Raw genomic sequence first — 16,249 nt, forward strand, 5'->3', positions numbered from 1 at the left:
AGGTTGGCGTTCACTCTCCTACGGTTTCCCAGTAACCACAAGAGAGCGCGGGTTCGCGCCCGACGGAAGGACACCGACGGTGAACACCACCGACGTCTACGACCACGGCATCCCGGCCGAGAGCCACTTCGGCTACGCCCAGGCGATCAGGTCCGGCGAACTGATCCATGTCTCCGGGCAGCTCGCCTTCGACGAGGCGGGCGGCTTCCACGCCGAGGACGACCTCACCGCCCAGCTGGAGCAGACCTACACCAACCTCGACAGGGTCCTGGCCCACTACGGCGCGACGCGCAATCAGATCGTGTCCCAGACGCTGTACGCGGTGGACCTGGTGCGCAACGCCGAGGTCGTGGGGAAGGCCAACCGGGCGTACTTCGGCGCCCACCGCCCGGTCAGCACGGCCCTGGGCGTCACCGAACTGACCTTTCCCGGGCAGCTCGTGGAGATCAGCTGCGTGATCGACACGCGGCTGCCCGCCTGAACGGACCGGTCAGCGACGCGTCCCGGTGCCGACCAGGGTCCGCTCGTACGGGTCGAGCAGCACGCCCCGCACCTCGGCCGAGACGCCGACGACGATCCGCTGGTGGGCCAGCGGCACGACCGCGTCCGTGCGGAGGATCGCCGCCTCGGCAGCCATGGCGGCGTCCTGCCGCTCTCCGGTGCCGTCGGTCCGGACGGCCTCGGCGACGGCCCGGTCGGTCTTCTCGTCGCACAGCCGGGCCAGGTTGTAGCCGCCGTCGCAGGTGTAGTCGCTGCCGAGGACTCCGACGGGATCGCCGGTGTCCAGGAGGCTGTTGCGGGCGCCGATGAACGCGTCGAACTTCCCGGCGAGCGCGTCGCTCTCCAGCCGTGCGTACTCCCGCACTTCCAGCTTCACGGTGAATCCGGCCTTTTGCAGCTGCTGTTGCACGACCTGGGCGACCTCGGGGAGCTCGGGCCGGTTGTCGTAGGTGGCGAGGGTGATCGACGTGCCGTCGGGCCGGGCGGGCTCGGCGCGGCCGACCGGCTTCACCCGCTTGCTCTCGGCCCAGGTGACGGCGGGTCCGAAGAGACCGGCGCCCGGGTCGGCGTACCCCTCGAAGACGCCCTTGACGAGGGCGGAGGGCACGATGGCCGCGCGGGCGGCGGCGCGCAGCTCCGGGTCCTTGAAAGGTCCCTTCTCCGTGTTGAGTTGCAGGCTGGTGGTCCGGGTGGTGCCGGCTTCCTTGAGGGTGGCCCCGTCGAGCGTCGCGGCCTGGGCGACGGGGATCGCCTCGGCGATGTCGACGTCCCCGGTGCGGACGGCGTTGGCGCGGGCCGTGCCGTCCTGGACGAAGCGCACGTCGATGCCGGCGGCGTGGGCGAGACCGTCCCAGTAGTCGTCGTAGCGGTCGAGAGTGGCGGAAGCACCACCGTCGACGTCGGTGATCTCGAAGGGGCCGGTGGCGGTGCCGACCGGGGTGGGGCCGCCCTTCTTCCGGTACGCCTTCGGGGAGAGGATCGCGAGGCTCGGACCGGCCAGGCGCATGGGCAGGACGGGGTCGGGCTCCCGGGTGGTGATGCGGATGCCGCGCTCGCCGTCGGCCTTCGGACCGAGGGTGACACCGGCGAGGGCGGCGGGGGCGGGCTCGGCCCGGGTGGCATGGGTGAGCGCGGCGGCCACGGCGGCCGGTGTGACGTCCGTACCGTCCTGGAACGTGGCGTCGCGCAGGGTGAACCGCCATGTGCGGTCGCCCTCCCGCTGCCAGGACCGGGCGAGCGCGGGGGCCGCGGCGCCGTTGGCATCCAGGGCGGTGAGTCCCTCGGTGACGCCGAGGCGACTGAGCAGGGTCGCGTCGGCTCCGTACGGCGAGAGGTTCTCGGCGGGCGGGAAGGCCAGGGCGACGCGCAGCCGCGAGCCCGACGGCCCGCCCTCCGGGGACGACTCCCCGCCGGGGGACACGAAACAGCCGGCCAGACACGGCGTGAGGGCGAGGGCGATGAGGAACCGGAGGCGGCTCTTGATGCTGTGATGACGCACTTGCACAGCATATGCATCAAGCGGAACACGCCGGTCAACCGGACGATCCACGCCGGGGACCCTTCAGATCCCGTACGGAGCAAGGAATTTGACACGGGTACGGACCACTCCTTAAACCTATCCACATGACATCCATTTTCAAAAAGGTGGGGCGGTCGTGAGGGTCGCGTTCGTCGGCAAGGGCGGTAGCGGCAAGACCACGCTGTCCGCGCTCTTCTCCCGCCACCTGGCGCGCTCCGGCGCACCGGTCCTCGCCATCGACGGCGACATCAACCAGCACCTGGCCGAGGCGCTCGGCGGCGCCGAGGAGTCCGCCCCTCCCCTGGGCGCGCATGTGGCCGAGATCAAAACACTCCTGCGGGGCGACAATCCCCGCATCCCCTCACCCGAGGCGATGATCAAGACGACCCCGCCGGGTCGTGGTTCCCGTCTCCTCCGCCCGCTCGGCGACGACGCACTGCACACGCGGCACGTCGGCCGGGCGGGCGGCGTCCCCCTCATGGTGACGGGCGAGTTCGACGAGTCCGACCTGGGCGTGGCCTGCTACCACTCCAAGCTGGGTGCGGTGGAGCTGTACCTCGGCCACCTGCTGGACGGCCCGGGCGAGTACGTCGTGGTCGACATGACGGCGGGCGCGGACGCCTTCGCGTCGGGCCTGTTCACCCGCTTCGACGTGACGTTCCTGGTGGCGGAACCCACCCGCAAGGGCGTCTCGGTGTACCGCCAGTACCGCGACCACGCCGAACAGTTCGGCATCCGCATCGCGGTCGTCGGCAACAAGGTGACCGGCGAGGACGACCTGCTCTTCCTCAAGGAGCAGGTGGGCGACGACCTCCTGACCCACCTGGTGCACTCCCCCGGGATCCGCGCGGCGGAACAGGGCCGCGCCGACGCCCTCACCTCCTTGGAACCGCACAACCTCCACGCCCTGCGGATCCTCCGGGAGACCGTGGACTCCCACCCGCGCGACTGGGACCGCCTCCACCGCCACGCGGTCGAGTTCCACCTGCGCAACGTCCACGCCTGGGCGGACGCGCGTACGGGTGGGGACCTTGCGGCGCAGGTGGACCCGGACTACGTGCCGGGGTCTGCCGCGCTGCTCTGAGGCGCACCACGGTCACGGCCGGCCCGCCTTCCGCCGGCTACTCGATTCCGGTGGCATCGAGTAGCCGGACCACGTCCTTGCGCCCGTACCCGAGCAGTCGGGCGCGGTCGGCGGCCATCAGCAGCAGGTGCGCGACGATGTGCGCCGCGTATCCGTTCTTGGTGTCCGCGTCATACCACTCCTCGGGCTTGTCGACGCCCAGGCTGTTCATCACCAGGCCGTGCTCGGTGCGGACCTCCGCGACGGTTCCGGCGACCGCGTCCAGGAGCGTCTTCCCCCGCCGCCGGCACTCCAGGGCGAGGCGCCCCCGGCCGGCCGGCACGCACCCCTCCGGCGGACGCGCCCGCAGCCCCGCGTACCTCTCGTCCTCGAACCCGCAGGCCCGGAACTCGTCGTGCAGCAAGGAGAAACGATGGAAACCGGGCGGAACCGGCGGCGGTGGAGGCGTGTACTCCCACCCGGCGTCCTCGTACAGCTGCCGCTTCACCTCCTCCTCTTCGGCATGTGTCACGGTGAAGCCGTTGGCCTCGTTGCGCCCGGTCGTCGTGCCGTCGGGGTTGCGGTGGAAGTGCAGGCCCATGGTGTGCTCCCGTCCCTGTGCCGAATGATGGACGACAAGTCCCGTCACCAGCTCGAACGGCCCGTGGGCCGGGCAGGTGCCCGCTCCCCGCAGCACCATCCGATCGCGTGAAAAGGGCAGCCGCGGGAACTTCCCGGCCCGTCCGGGCGGGCGGTTGTTACGCTCCCCCGATGAGGATTCCGGGCCCCGCAGAGATCCAGGCGCTGCACGAGAAGTACGCGCCCACCACCGAGGCGTTCGCCCTCGTCCACACGCACTGCGAGATCGTCTGGGCAATCGCCGAGCAGCTCCTCGCCGCGCCCCACCTCGCCCACGTAGACGCCGAACTGGTCCGCGCCGGCTGTCTCCTCCACGACATCGGCGTCTACCGCCTCTACGGGGACGACGGACGGCTGGACCACCGGAACTACATCCGGCACGGCCTGCTCGGCCACGAGATCCTCGAAGCGGAGGGCTTCTCCGACACCCTGCGCCGCTTCTGCTCGCACCACACCGGAGTGGGACTCACCCGGCAGGACATCGTGAGCCAGGGCCTGCCCCTGCCGCCCGCCGACTACCTGGCGGTGACGGAGGAGGAGAGGCTGGTGATGTACGCGGACAAGTTCCACACCAAGTCCCGGCCGTCGGCCTGTCTCTCCCCCGCCGAATACGCCGCCCACGTCCGCCGCTTCGGCGAGGACAAGGTGACCGCGTTCGAGGCCCTGCGCACGGAGTTCGGCGACCCGGACCTCACCCGGCCGGTGCCCTGCGGGGCCGGCGTCCAGCGGGTGGCCGGCGTGGGCGACTGACAGCGCCGGCGGGAGCGACGCGCACACCCGCCGCATTCCGGAGGCCGGAACGCCGCCCGGGTGTTCAGGAACCGTCGGCACCGCCCATCCCGTCCAGGAATCCCGCCACCGCGCTCACGAACCGCTCCGGCCCGTCCCTCCACGGAACATGCCCGGCCCCGCTCTGCGTGACCAGTTCGGCTCCCGGGAAGAGGTCCGCGTACTCCTTCATCGCGCGGGGCGGCCCGGCCACGTCGTACTCGCCGGTGAGCAGGAGGACCGGTGAGGCAAACGCGGCGAGGGCGGCCCGGGTGGCGTCGGGGTCGAAGGCGCCGTCGCCGGCGTACAGGGCCGCGGCCTCGCCGTTGCGCAGGCGTTGCTCCGCCGCGCGGAAAGCGCGAGCCCCGTCGTCCCAGCGGCCGAACCAGAAGGGGGCCACGGCGTCCCAGTCACCGGCTGTCGCCCGGCCGCCCGTGATCGCCTCCAGCGACGCGTACGCCGGGGCGAACCAGGGTTCGTCCCGGCGCAGGCGTGCCGTCTCCAGCCGGTCCTCGGCGGTGACGCCGAGGCCGACGGCGAAGACGCTGGGGGTGACGAGCGCGAGGCGGCGCACGCGCTCCGGATGGCGGGCCGTGTACAGCGCGGCCAGGTTCGCGCCGGCGGAGTGCGCGAGCAGGTCCATCCGCTCCAGCCCCAACTCCGCACGCAGCGCCTCGACATCACCGATCTGCCGGTCACACCGGTAGGACGCCGGGTCCTTGGGCGCCGCCGACCCGCCGGTGCCCCTCAGGTCCAGCCGCACCACCGTGCGGCGAGCCGTCAGACCGCCGAGGTCGCCCAGGTGGGCGGAGTCCTGCATGGGGCCACCGGGAAGACAGACCAGCGGTGGGCCGTGCCCCGTCACGTGGTAGGCGAGGGAGGTGCCGTCGGGGGCGGTGAAGGTGGGCATGAGCGTGAGACTGGCAGGTGGTGACGGCGGGGGCCACGGTATTTCCGCCCGGGCGGCGAAGTCGCTGGACCAGCGGGTGGGACCGTGGCCGCCGAAGGCGCGGCCGGGGGCGGCGCCGGCGTGCGGGTCAGGCGGCCCTGCTCGCCCGACTCCGATGGGCCCGGACGACCTCGGCGTACCGGTGCCCCGTCCCCTTGATCGTGCGCCGCTGCGTGGCGTAGTCGACGTGGACGAGGCCGAACCGCTTCTCGTAGCCGTACGCCCACTCGAAGTTGTCCAGCAGCGACCAGGCGAAGTAGCCGGCCAGCGGGGCTGCCCGGCGGTGGCGACCTCGGCCCGAACGTGCTGGTCTTCAACCCGTCCACGCCGAACATTCAGGGCAGACTGGACGAGATCTTCCGGCAGCAGGAGTCCGCCCAGTTCGGCACCGGCCGCTACCAACTGCTGTTCAAGCCGGGCACCTACCACGGCCTCAACGCGCAGATCGGCTTCTACACCTCGATCTCCGGCCTCGGCCTCTCCCCCGACGACACCACCATCAACGGCGACATCACCGTCGACGCCGGATGGTTCGACGGCAACGCCACGCAGAACTTCTGGCGCTCCGCGGAGAACCTCGCGGTCGTCCCCGTCAACGGCACCAACCGCTGGGCGGTGTCGCAGGCGGCCCCCTTCCGCCGGATGCACGTCCGCGGCAACCTGAACCTCGCCCCGACCGGCTACGGCTGGTCCAGTGGCGGCTATATCGCCGACAGCCGCATCGACGGCCAGGTGCAGCCCTACTCGCAGCAGCAGTGGTACACCCGGGACAGCGCGATCGGCGGCTGGCTCAACGGCGTGTGGAACATGGTGTTCTCCGGTGTCGAAGGCGCCCCCGCGCAGGGCTTCCCCAACCCGCCGTACACCACCCTGGCCACGACGCCGGTCTCCCGCGAGAAGCCGTTCCTGTACCTCAGCGGCAGCGAGTACCGGGTCTTCCTGCCCGAGAAGCGGACCGACGCCCGGGGCGTCACCTGGGGCAACGGCACCCCGAGAGGCACATCGCTGCCGCTGTCGCGCTTCTACGTCGCCCGGCCCGGTGTCACGGCGGCCACGCTCAACCAGGCCCTTGCCCAAGGGCTCCACCTGCTGCTGACACCGGGGATCTACCACCTCGACCAGCCGGTGCGGGTCGAACGGGCCGGCACCGTCGTCCTCGGCCTCGGCTACGCCACGCTCATCCCCGACAACGGCGTCACCGCGCTGAAGACCGCCGACGTCGACGGTGTACGGCTGGCCGGGTTCCTCGTCGACGCCGGACCGGTCAACTCCGCCACGCTGCTGGAGATCGGACCGCGCGGCGCCTCCCGGGACCACTCCGCCAACCCGACCACCGTCCAGGACGTGTTCATCCGGATCGGCGGGGCGGGCCCGGGCAAGGCCACCACCAGCATGGTCGTCAACAGCCGGCACACCGTCGTCGACCACACCTGGGTCTGGCGCGCCGACCACGGGGACGGCGTCGGCTGGGAGACCAACCGCGCGGACCACGGCGTCGTCGTCAACGGCCACGACGTGCTGGCGACCGGCCTGTTCGTGGAGCACTTCAACAAGTACGACGTGCAGTGGTTCGGCGAACGCGGCCGCACGGTCTTCTTCCAGAACGAGAAGGCGTACGACGCCCCGAACCAGGCCGCGATCCAGAACGGTCCGGTCAAGGGCTACGCGGCCTACCGGGTCGGGGACGCGGTGACCAGCCACGAGGGCTGGGGCCTGGGCAGCTACTGCTACTACAACGTCGACCCGACCATCGTGCAGCACCACGGCTTCGCGGCGCCGAACCGGCCCGGGGTGCGCTTCCACGACCTGCTCGTGGTCTCGCTCGGCGGCAACGGGCAGTACGAACGGGTCATCAACGACACGGGGTCGCCGACGTCGGGGACGTCCACGGTGCCCTCGACGGTGGTGTCGTACCCGTAGCCTGCGGGACAGCTTGTGACAGCCGGGGCGAGCCCTCGGTTCCGACCGGAAGGGAAGGGCCGCAGGACCGGCCAAGGCGACACCGGCCCGGCCAAGGCGACACCGGCCCGGCCCCTCCCTCCGGGCGGCGAGGGGAGGGGCCGGGCCCGTGCGCTACCGCGCCGATGCCACGACCGGCGCCGGCGCGTAACCGGTGGGCCGGGCCGTGAAGGTGCCGCGGCCCTGGGTGCGGCTGCGCAACCGGGTCGCGTAGCCGAACAGTTCGGCCAGCGGCACGGTGGCGGTGACGACCGCCGCGCCCGCGCGGGTGACCGAGCCGGTCACCTTCCCGCGCCGGGCGGCGAGATCGCCGAGCACTCCGCCGACCGCGTCCTCGGGCACGGTGACCGTGACCTCGGCGACCGGCTCCAGCAGGACCATGGCGCAGGCGCGCAGGGCCTCCCTCAGACCGAGCCGGCCGGCCGTGCGGAACGCCGTGTCCGAGGAATCCTTCACGTGGGTCGACCCATCGGTCAGGGTGACCCGCAGCCCGGTCACCGGGTGCCCGCCGAGCGGGCCCTCGGTGAGGGCGTCCCGGCAGCCGGCCTCGACCGCCCGCACGAACTCCTGCGGCACCCGTCCGCCGACGACGGCCGAACGGAACTCGAAGCCTCCCTCCGCGTGCGGTTCCACGTCGAGGACGACATGGGCGAACTGCCCCGCCCCGCCGTCCTGCTTGACGTGCCGGAACACCAGCCCGGACACACCCCGGCCGACGGTCTCGCGGTGACTGACCCGGGGGCGGCCGACGTTGACCTCCAGCCCCAGGTCACGCCGGAGCTTCTCCACCGCCACCTCCAGGTGCAGTTCCCCCATGCCGGACAGCACCGTCTGCCCGGTCTCCGGGTCGGACCGCACGAGGAGCGAGGGATCCTCCTCGGTCAGCCGCGCCAGCCCCGACGCGAGCCGGCCGGTGTCACCGGCCCGGCGGGACTCGACCGCGACGGACACCACCGGCTCGGGCACGCCGGGCGGTTCCAGGGCGAGCGGCGCGTCCGCCGCGCACAGGGTCGACCCCGCGCGGGCGGACTTCAGCCCGACCACGGCGACGATGTCCCCGGCGGCGGCTCGCTCCAGCGGGGCGTGCCGGCCGGCCTGCACCCGCAGGATCCGCCCGATCCGCTCGCTGCGCCCAGCGCTCGCGTCCCACAGTGTGTCTCCCTTCTCGATCGTGCCGGAGTAGATCCGCAGGTACGTCAGCCGCCCCGTCGGGGTGGCGTGCACCTTGAACGCGAGGGCGGCAGCGGGTGCCGCCGGGTCGGCGGTCCGCTCCTGCTCCTCACCGTCGTGCGTGCCGCGGACCGGCGGCACGTCCAGCGGCGACGGCAGATAGGCCACGACCGCGTCGAGCAGTGGCTCCACACCGCGGTTGCGGTACGCGGAGCCGCACAGCACGACCACGCCGTCACCGTCCCGGGTCACCTCGCGCAGCGCCGAGGAGAGGGTCCCCTCGGAGAGCGTGCCCGTAGTACAGAACTCCTCCAGCGCGCCCGGGTGCAGCTCCGCCACGGCCTCCTCCAGCGACCGGCGGCGCTCCTGGGCCGCGACCCGCACGCCGGCCGGCACCGGCACGTCCTCGGCGGTGCCGTCACCGGCCCACAGCAGTGCGCGCATGCGCACCAGGTCGACGACGCCGGTGAAGGCGTCCTCCGCGCCGATCGGCAACTGCACGACCAACGGCGCCGGGTGCAGCCGCTCCCGGATCGACGCCACGGCCGCGTCGAGGTCGGCGCCGGCGCGGTCCATCTTGTTGACGAACGCGATCCTCGGCACGCCGTGCCGGTCGGCCTGCCGCCAGACCGACTCGCTCTGCGGTTCCACCCCGGCCACCGCGTCGAACACGGCCACCGCACCGTCGAGCACCCGCAGCGCACGCTCCACCTCGTCGGCGAAGTCGACGTGCCCCGGGGTGTCGATGAGGTTGAGCCGGTGGCCGTCCCAGGCGCAGCTCACCGCCGCGGCGAAGATGGTGATGCCCCGGTCGCGCTCCTGCGGGTCGAAGTCGGTGACGGTGGTGCCGTCGTGGACCTCGCCGCGCTTGTGCGTGGTTCCGGTGGCGAACAGGATCCGTTCGGTGACGGTGGTCTTGCCGGCGTCGACATGGGCGAGGATGCCGAGGTTGCGGACGACGGCGAGCGGGTTGAGGTGGGTGCGCACGGCCCGGGGCCTTTCGGTGCGATCAGAACAGGGGCAGCGCGATTCCCGGGCGAAAAGGGCCGAGTGAGCCCGAACTCGACGTGGTGTCAGGACTGTTCGGGGTCAGGCATCCGTCCCGGTCAGCCGGTGCCGCCGCGCAGCGGGCACCGGGGCGACGAAGACACGAGGATCACCTCGTGCTGCGGCAGGGAGACGGCGACAGCGGTGTGGTCACGCATGGCCGTCCCCCTTCGTTCGTCGCGGTGGTGCCCGGCGCTCGGTAGTGGGCGGCGCCGGGTATGGGCGTGAGTGTAGGGAGGCCGAGGGGAACGGGGCCAGGGATTTTCCGGCACCGGGCCGGTGAGCGGCGGGAGCGGGGCGGCCCCGCCCGCCACAGCAGTTGCCGGATGCCGGGCGGGCGGGGTTCTCCCCTCCGACGGGGCCGTGGGCGCGGAGTCGATCCGGTCCCTCACATGGCCCGGGGCCGGACCCCTACTCCGGCGGCGTGGGCGTGTCGTGGGTGCGGTACATCGCCTGGACGTCGAGCTCCAGCTGGACGGTCGGGCCGACCACGGCGATACCCCGGGCAAGCATCGAACGCCAGTTCAACGTGTAGTCCTCGCGGTGCAGCTCCGCCGTCGCCAGGGCCGCGCAGCGCAACTCCTGGCCGTAGCCGCCGTTCACGGTGCCGAGGTACGTCGTGTCCAGGGCCACCGAGCGGCTGACGCCGTGCATCGTGAGGGAGCCCTGCAGCGTCCACTTGCTGCCGCCCCGGTAGGCGAAGCGCGCGCTCGTGAAGTCGATGTGCGGGAAGCGCTCGACGTCGAGGAAGTCGGCGGACCGCAGGTGGTTGTCGCGGGTGCTGTTGCCCGTGGTGATGCTGGAGGCGTCGATGCGGACGTGCACGCGGGAGTCGGCCATGTCGGGGGCTATCCGGATGCCGCCCTCGAAGCGTTCGAAGCGGCCGTGCACATGGGCCATGCCGACGTGCTTGGCGATGAACCGGATCGCCGTGTGCGGCGGGTCGAAGAGCCAGGTTCCGGGCGTCGGCAGCTGGAGCGCCTCGGCGGGCTGCAACCAGACGCGTTCGGTGGCCGCCGCGGTGCCCGGGCCCGTCTCGATCGTCTCGCGGTGCGGCCGCAGCCCCTCCACCGAGATGAGCAGGCTGTACCGGCCGGGCGGCAGGGCCGCGAGGAAGTAGCCGTACGGGTCGGTCGTGCCGCGGACGGCGACGCGGTGGGTGTCCAGGGCGGTGACGGTGACGTCCGCCGCGGCCAGCGGCGAGCCCGTCGGATCGACGACCTCGCGGGCGACGGCACCCGCGCCGGCGGGGAGGGGGAGGGCGAGGCCCGCCGCCGCGGCGGGGGTGCTCTTGAGCCACCGGCGCCGGAGCAGTGCGAGGGCCATGGTGGTCACCTTTCTTCGGGTGTGCGGCCGGCCGGCGGCGATTCAGCGCACGCCGACGGCCGCACCTTGCTGCGGTCACACCCCCTTGTCGATCTTGACGGACCCGGCTCCGGCGCGGGTGTCTCAATACGAGACAGTCAGGACTGCCCCCTGAAGGCGTCCGCGTGTTCGGCGGCCCACTGGGCGAAGGTGCGCGCGGGGCGGCCGGTGACCTTCTCGACGGTGCCGGAGACAGTCCGCCCCACCTCCGGTGTGTTCCCGTACGCCTCCAGCAGGAAGCCGATGACGTCCTCGGCCAGACCCTGCGACCGCCACTGCGCGAGGGCCTGCTGCCGCGTCAGCTCGACCAGGGTGATCTCCCGGCCGACGACTGTGGCGATCGTCTTCACCTTGTCGCCGACGGTCAGCACCTCGGGGCCGGTGATCACGTACTCCTGGCCGCCGTGCCCCTCCTGTGTGAGCGCGACCGCGGCGACGGCGCCGATGTCGCCCTCGTGGACCATGGCGCTCAGCCGGCCGACGAACGGCTCCCGCACCTCGCCCGCCGCCACGATCCCCTCCCGCCACTCCAAGGCGTTGGCCATGAACTCGACCGGCATGAGCACGGTCCAGTCCACGCCGTCGTCGGCGCGCACCGCGTCCTCCAGCGGGGTGGGGCCCCCGCCGTGCAGCACGGTGACGCGGCGCACCCCGGCGGAGCGGGCGAGCTCCAGGAGCCGCTGGCCGGTCTCCAGCGGGCTGAACGCGGCCCCGCCGAAGGTGATCAGGTGGAGGCCGGTGACACCCTCCAGGGCCGTGGCCAGGCCCTCCGGCGCGGTGAGATCGCCCTCGACGACCTCGACACCGGCCGGGAAGGAGGCCTTCGCTGCGTCACGCGTCAGGGCACGCACCTCGTGCCCCCGGTCGAGCAGCTCGGCGACGACCTGACGGCCCACGGTTCCGGTGGCGCCGGTGACAAGAATCCTCTGCGTCTGCGTCATACCGCGACCCTAGGAAGGCTTGCGGCCATCTACTGTCCGCATCGTTCGGGCCGGTCAGGGCCGTACCTGCTGCCGTCGCCGACCGGGGTGTCATCGGCGCGGCGGGCGCAGCGATGACAGGTCACCGGGAAGCAGCTCCGGGTGATACGCCGCGAGGGCCGCGCCGCCGAGCCACCAGCCGCGATGGACGAGCGCACGGCAGAGAGCGGGGTCGAGGCGGTCGAACACGGTGGGGACGAGGGCGAGGTGGCGGCCGTCGTGGGCCGGGTGTTCCGGGAAGGCCGCGCGCCAGCGGCGCAGCGCGTCCGGGCCGTCGGCCGGGAAACCGGTGGAGAGCTGGACGAGGATCCCGCGGCGGGCACCGCGGGGCGTCTCACCGTCCGGCCCGACGGCCCTCGCGCGCTCGAAGCGTTCGACGACGGCACGGGTCCGCAGCGTGGTGCTCTGGCGGTACAGCAGCGAGTTGGCCCGGGCCAGGTCCCGTACCACCGGGACGTGCCCGTACACGCCGGGGCGCAGCAGACCTCCGGCATTGAGGACGCACAGGAAGGTGTTCCGGTAGCGGTCCGAGTCGATGGCCTCCAGACCGGTGTTGTCGTACGTACCGCCGTCGAGCAGGGCGGGCGGGTGCGTGGCGCACGGGAAGGCAGCCTGGTCGAGGACGACCGGCGGGAACGCGCCGGGCACCGCGGCGGAGGCCGACACGGCCCGGCTCAGCCGCAGCCGTGTGCCGGCGGTGGGGGCGAGCCCGATGGTGTAGTCGCCGTACACGTCGCGTTCGAAGGTGAAGCGCGCACCGGTGGTCAGGTTGGCCGCGTTGACGATCCAGCGCACCTCCGGGTCCAGGTGCTCCAGTTCGGTCTCCCGCAGGAACCACTCGTCCAGACGCCGGGCGAGGAGATCCGTACGGGTCGAGGGGCCGAGGGTCCGCCACAGGCCGCGGACGAGGGCGCGTTTGAGGGAGCGGGAGGAGACGCGGTCGACGACCGGCTCGACCACCAGTTCGTCGACGGCCCGTGCGGTGAAGTTCTCCCTCCGCAGCGCGGGCCAGGCGGTGGCGAGGAAGCCGTTGGCGACCGAACCACCGGACACGGACGAGGAGTACCGCAGCCGGGAAAGCTGCCCGGTGTCGGCCAGCAGCCGCACGAAGCCCAGGGCGGCGAGGGTGGCGCGGAAGCCCCCACCGGACAGGGCGAGCGCGACCGGGTGCGCGGTGGCGGGCGGTTCGGCGGGGCGGAGAGCGTCACCGCAGGGACGGGCCGTGAGGCCGGTGCCCGCGGCGGGTGAGTCGACGGCCCACCGCGGTCCGGCGGCGGGCACGGCGCCGGACGGGGACGCGGACGGGGCGGGCGCCTGCCGGGAGGTGGTCATGGCGGGTCTCCGATCGTGATCAGGAGCGCCTGCTCGGCGGGCGCCCGGACGTCGACGTCGAAGGCGCGGCCCTCGCGCAGCCGCGTCAGTTCCTCCTCGGCGAACGGGATGTGGTTGGTCAGGTGGACGACGTACGCGTCGTCCGGTGCCCGGGACTCGACGAGCCAGCGCAGCGTGTCCTCGCTGGGATGGTGGTGGCGGACGCCGTCGGCGGATATGACGTAGTGGTCGGCCCGCACCTGTTCGAAGAAGTCCGCTTCGACGTTGCGGTCACTGCCGTGGTGGGGCAGTTTCAGCAGGTCCACGTGGAGGGGCCCGGAGTCGTCGAGCATGCCCAGCGCGCGCAGCCCGGACAGCACGCGGTCACCGCGGGCGTCACCGGTGAGCAGGGCGGTGCAGTCCGCGTGGCGCAGCAGCAGGACGATGCTGGAGAGGTTCGGCACGGACCCGTCGACGTAGCCCGCGGTGATGACGTCGGGTTCGTTTCGCTGTTTCGCCTTGCGCCACCGCTCCTCCAGTTCCTCCAGCGCTTCGTCGTCCGGCGCCACGACGGTGACGTCCAGGTCGTCGAGGACGGCCTCGGCGCCCTCGGTGAGCGGGCCGCCGAACGGTGCGTTGCCGTCCAGGCGCAGTGCGGTGGCCGCGTCGCGGATGTCGCGGCCCTGCCGGTAACTCGCCCCGGCCGCCGTGTCGGTGGCGGCACGTTCGAGCAGCGGCCGGACGGAGGCGCTCAGACCGGGGGCGCGCCGGTCGACGAGTTCCTCCACGGAGTTGAACCACAGGGTGTCCACCGCGTACGGCAGGGCGTCCCCGTCCTGCTGGGCCTGCCTCATGTCGCGGAAGAGCCGGACGAGTCCGTCGGCGTGGTCGTCGTCGACGTGGGAGAGGCACACGACGTCGAGGTGGGGCGGGTCGTCGCCGTCTCGTCCACCGAGTTGCAGCAGGCGTCCCCGGAGCGTGGCCCGGTAGACGCCGCCGGGGCCGCCGTCGACGAGCATGACCCGGTCCCGGGGGGCGCCCCAGTGGACGAGGAAGCAGTCGCCGTGGTGGGCGTCGAGGAATTCGAAGGTGAACATGCCGGCTCCTGGCTGGTGGACCGATCCGTCAGACGGACTGAATGGCGCGGAGCACGTCGACGAGTCCATGGCCCTGGAAGTGGCGTTCGCGAGCCAGGTCCGTCGCCGTGGCGCAGAGGATCTCCTTCACGCGTTCCGGGCGGCCGAGAAGTTCCCGGTTGCGGGCCAGCAGCATGGCCGCGGCGCCGCTGACATGCGCCGCCGCCTGGCTGGTGCCGTGCATGGCGGCGATGCCCTCGCCGGGGATGGGGCCGTCGATGTCCTCCCCCGGCGCCACGAGGTCGGGCTTGGGCCGCCCGTCGCCGGTGGGGCCCCGGCTGGAGAAGTAGCTGACGCCGTGACGGTGCGGGTTGCTGCGGTGCGTGGAGCCGACGGTGATGACGGACTCCGCGTTCCCGGGGTCGGAGATGCTGATGTCCCGGTAGTCGGCACCCACGGTCCGCGCGGTGCCGGCGAATCCCGAGTTGCCGGCCGCGGTGACGACCACGACGCCCGACCGCGTCAGCCGGTCGCACTCGACGCACACGGGGGTCCATCCGGTGGAGTGGCCGGCGACGTCGTGCGGCACCGACAAGCTGATGTTGACCCCGGCGACGATGAGCCGCCCGGCCTGCTCGTTGATGTGACGGATCGCCTGCAACGCCGTGACGATGGAGAACTCGTCGCCACCGCCGTCGTCGTCGAGGACCCGGAAGTCGTACAGCCGGATGCGGGGGCAGATCCCGCGGAACTCCAGCTCCGGCCACCAGCCGCCGATGATGCCGGCGATGTGGGTGCCGTGATGGTCGGCCGGCGGTGGCCGCGCGGGCTGTTCCGGGGACGGGGTGGTCTCGACGGACGGCAGAGCTGCCACCCAGTTGACGAGACCGCCCACGAGCACCTCGGCGGGGAGCTTGTCCCGCACGCCGGTGAAGTCGAAGGAGCGGGCGATACGCGTCCGGAGCGGCTGCGGTCTCGGCCCCGTGGTGTCCCAGTCGTGGAAGGCGGGGTGCCGCGCGTCGATGCCGCTGTCGACCACGGCCCAGCCGATCGAGGCGGTGTCGACCGAGAAGACCTGCTCCGCCGCGTCGGCTTTGATCGTCCGGCGGGACCGTACGACCGCTCCGGTCGCCGGGCGGTTGGTCGTCACGGAGACGACCGGGTACTTCTGCCTTCGGTCGACGACCCGCTCGGCGGGCAGGTGCGGCCGGCGCACGGCCGCGGGGTCCACGACGACGGCGTCCAGCATGTCGACGAGCACGCCGGTCACGGCCCGTTCCCGCGTCTCACCCCGGTTCAGGTCCGGACGCGCGCTCCACACGATCCGGTGCAGCAGTCTCAGCAGCCAGGTGACGTGCCGGCCGCGTTCCTGCCGGCGCTCCATGCTGTCGTGGATCTCGCTGGTGGCGGGGGTCCTGACGTGTCCGGCGAGGGCGGCTTCGAGGCCTTCGGTCCCGCCGTTCCGGGCGAGTTCGTGGGCGACACGCACGGCGCCGGCCAGACTGGTCAGGGGCAGGACGTCGCTGACGAGTTCCTTCAGGGTCAGCTGCGCCGCCACGAAACCGCCGGCGGCGATCGGACGGCACTTCTCCATCAGCCCGCGGGTCTGGAAGCGCTCCAGCACCTGCTCGACGCCGTACTCCTCGCGGATCGCGAGGATCAGGTCCTTGCGTCCCCGCTCTCCCGCCGGGGCCGGGGCCCCGGGACGGTCGGCGCTCCCCGGCCCGTTCTGCGGCTGGGCGAACGCCAGCCACACGTCGAAGTGCACGGGGCAGTAGGTGGCCCACAGGACGGGCACGGGACCGTCCCCGTAGAACACCGCTGACAGGTCGGCTCGGTCCATGTGGACTCCCGGTGCGCGTGCGTGCGGCCCTGCGCAGGACGGTGGGAGACGGCGACAGC

13 protein-coding genes and 1 pseudogene are annotated in these 16,249 nt (G+C 72.5%); 4 read left to right on the forward strand and 10 right to left on the reverse strand.

Features of this window, described 5'->3' with window-relative positions; translation table 11 throughout:
* The first annotated feature begins 79 nt into the window (after window positions 1–79).
* The gene (locus GTY56_RS04620; protein ID WP_161362732.1) at window positions 80–481 is read left to right on the forward strand and encodes a Rid family hydrolase; all 402 of its coding nucleotides are present in this window, start codon (window positions 80–82) and stop codon (window positions 479–481) included.
* A 9-nt stretch (window positions 482–490) separates the two neighbouring features.
* Here the strand turns inward: GTY56_RS04620 and GTY56_RS04625 are convergent, their stop codons facing one another.
* Window positions 491–2,005, reverse strand: coding sequence for an ABC transporter substrate-binding protein (locus GTY56_RS04625; protein ID WP_161362733.1), 1,515 nt, complete (start codon window positions 2,003–2,005; stop codon window positions 491–493).
* Window positions 2,006–2,156: 151 nt separating this feature from the next.
* On the opposite strand from GTY56_RS04625, the gene GTY56_RS04630 reads away from it, so the two are divergent.
* Window positions 2,157–3,104, forward strand: coding sequence for a nucleotide-binding protein (locus GTY56_RS04630; protein WP_161362735.1), 948 nt, complete (start codon window positions 2,157–2,159; stop codon window positions 3,102–3,104).
* A gap of 37 nt (window positions 3,105–3,141) precedes the next feature.
* Here GTY56_RS04630 and GTY56_RS04635 read toward each other — a convergent pair whose 3' ends face one another.
* On the reverse strand, window positions 3,142–3,684 hold the full coding sequence (locus GTY56_RS04635) for a hypothetical protein (protein ID WP_161362737.1): 543 nt from the start codon (window positions 3,682–3,684) through the stop codon (window positions 3,142–3,144).
* 170 nt (window positions 3,685–3,854) lie between these two features.
* Between GTY56_RS04635 and GTY56_RS04640 the strand changes: the two genes are divergently transcribed.
* Entirely contained in the window at window positions 3,855–4,472 is a 618-nt protein-coding gene (locus GTY56_RS04640; protein ID WP_161362740.1) for an HD domain-containing protein, read from the forward strand.
* Window positions 4,473–4,536: 64 nt separating this feature from the next.
* Here GTY56_RS04640 and GTY56_RS04645 read toward each other — a convergent pair whose 3' ends face one another.
* Together GTY56_RS04645 and GTY56_RS04650 are read right to left on the reverse strand one after the other, a co-directional pair.
* Entirely contained in the window at window positions 4,537–5,400 is an 864-nt protein-coding gene (locus tag GTY56_RS04645; protein ID WP_161362741.1) for an alpha/beta fold hydrolase, read from the reverse strand.
* A gap of 127 nt (window positions 5,401–5,527) precedes the next feature.
* Window positions 5,528–5,722: pseudogene (locus GTY56_RS04650) on the reverse strand (family 1 glycosylhydrolase); the annotation flags it as partial.
* A gap of 20 nt (window positions 5,723–5,742) precedes the next feature.
* On the opposite strand from GTY56_RS04650, the gene GTY56_RS04655 reads away from it, so the two are divergent.
* Window positions 5,743–7,359, forward strand: a complete 1,617-nt coding sequence (locus tag GTY56_RS04655) for a pectate lyase-like domain-containing protein (RefSeq protein ID WP_524540076.1) — start codon at window positions 5,743–5,745, stop codon at window positions 7,357–7,359.
* Between the two features lie 153 nt (window positions 7,360–7,512).
* Here the strand turns inward: GTY56_RS04655 and fusA are convergent, their stop codons facing one another.
* The 6 genes from fusA to GTY56_RS04685 form a co-directional block, all read right to left on the reverse strand.
* Window positions 7,513–9,555 carry an elongation factor G gene (gene fusA, locus GTY56_RS04660; RefSeq protein ID WP_161362743.1) on the reverse strand — a complete coding sequence of 681 codons (2,043 nt, stop codon included), beginning with the start codon at window positions 9,553–9,555 and terminating at the stop codon, window positions 7,513–7,515.
* Between the two features lie 471 nt (window positions 9,556–10,026).
* Window positions 10,027–10,941, reverse strand: a complete 915-nt coding sequence (locus GTY56_RS04665) for a YceI family protein (RefSeq protein WP_161362745.1) — start codon at window positions 10,939–10,941, stop codon at window positions 10,027–10,029.
* 137 nt (window positions 10,942–11,078) lie between these two features.
* Window positions 11,079–11,921 carry an NmrA family NAD(P)-binding protein gene (locus GTY56_RS04670; protein ID WP_161362747.1) on the reverse strand — a complete coding sequence of 281 codons (843 nt, stop codon included), beginning with the start codon at window positions 11,919–11,921 and terminating at the stop codon, window positions 11,079–11,081.
* Between the two features lie 90 nt (window positions 11,922–12,011).
* A complete protein-coding gene (locus tag GTY56_RS04675; RefSeq protein WP_161362749.1) occupies window positions 12,012–13,292 on the reverse strand; it encodes a patatin-like phospholipase family protein in 1,281 nt (426 codons plus the stop codon).
* Entirely contained in the window at window positions 13,289–14,368 is a 1,080-nt protein-coding gene (locus tag GTY56_RS04680; RefSeq protein WP_161362751.1) for a ComEC/Rec2 family competence protein, read from the reverse strand. The genes GTY56_RS04675 and GTY56_RS04680 overlap by 4 nt, the downstream gene beginning before the upstream one ends.
* 28 nt (window positions 14,369–14,396) lie before the next feature.
* Window positions 14,397–16,190: a S8 family serine peptidase gene (locus GTY56_RS04685; protein ID WP_202509724.1), complete on the reverse strand. Its 1,794-nt coding sequence runs from the start codon at window positions 16,188–16,190 to the stop codon at window positions 14,397–14,399.
* Window positions 16,191–16,249 lie beyond the last annotated feature (59 nt).

The organism is Streptomyces sp. SID5643, assembly GCF_009872555.1.
Lineage (GTDB): Bacteria > Actinomycetota > Actinomycetes > Streptomycetales > Streptomycetaceae > Streptomyces > Streptomyces iakyrus.

Excerpts from the sequence above, each read along its gene's own strand:
- GTY56_RS04635 (WP_161362737.1), bottom strand. The coding sequence starts at position 3,684 with ATGGGCCTGCACTTCCACCGCAACCCCGACGGCACGACGACCGGGCGC.
- GTY56_RS04640 (WP_161362740.1), top strand. The coding sequence starts at position 3,855 with ATGAGGATTCCGGGCCCCGCAGAGATCCAGGCGCTGCACGAGAAGTAC.
- GTY56_RS04645 (WP_161362741.1), bottom strand. The coding sequence starts at position 5,400 with ATGCCCACCTTCACCGCCCCCGACGGCACCTCCCTCGCCTACCACGTG.
- GTY56_RS04665 (WP_161362745.1), bottom strand. The coding sequence starts at position 10,941 with ATGGCCCTCGCACTGCTCCGGCGCCGGTGGCTCAAGAGCACCCCCGCC.
- GTY56_RS04670 (WP_161362747.1), bottom strand. The coding sequence starts at position 11,921 with ATGACGCAGACGCAGAGGATTCTTGTCACCGGCGCCACCGGAACCGTG.
- GTY56_RS04675 (WP_161362749.1), bottom strand. The coding sequence starts at position 13,292 with ATGACCACCTCCCGGCAGGCGCCCGCCCCGTCCGCGTCCCCGTCCGGC.
- GTY56_RS04680 (WP_161362751.1), bottom strand. The coding sequence starts at position 14,368 with ATGTTCACCTTCGAATTCCTCGACGCCCACCACGGCGACTGCTTCCTC.
- GTY56_RS04685 (WP_202509724.1), bottom strand. The coding sequence starts at position 16,190 with ATGGACCGAGCCGACCTGTCAGCGGTGTTCTACGGGGACGGTCCCGTG.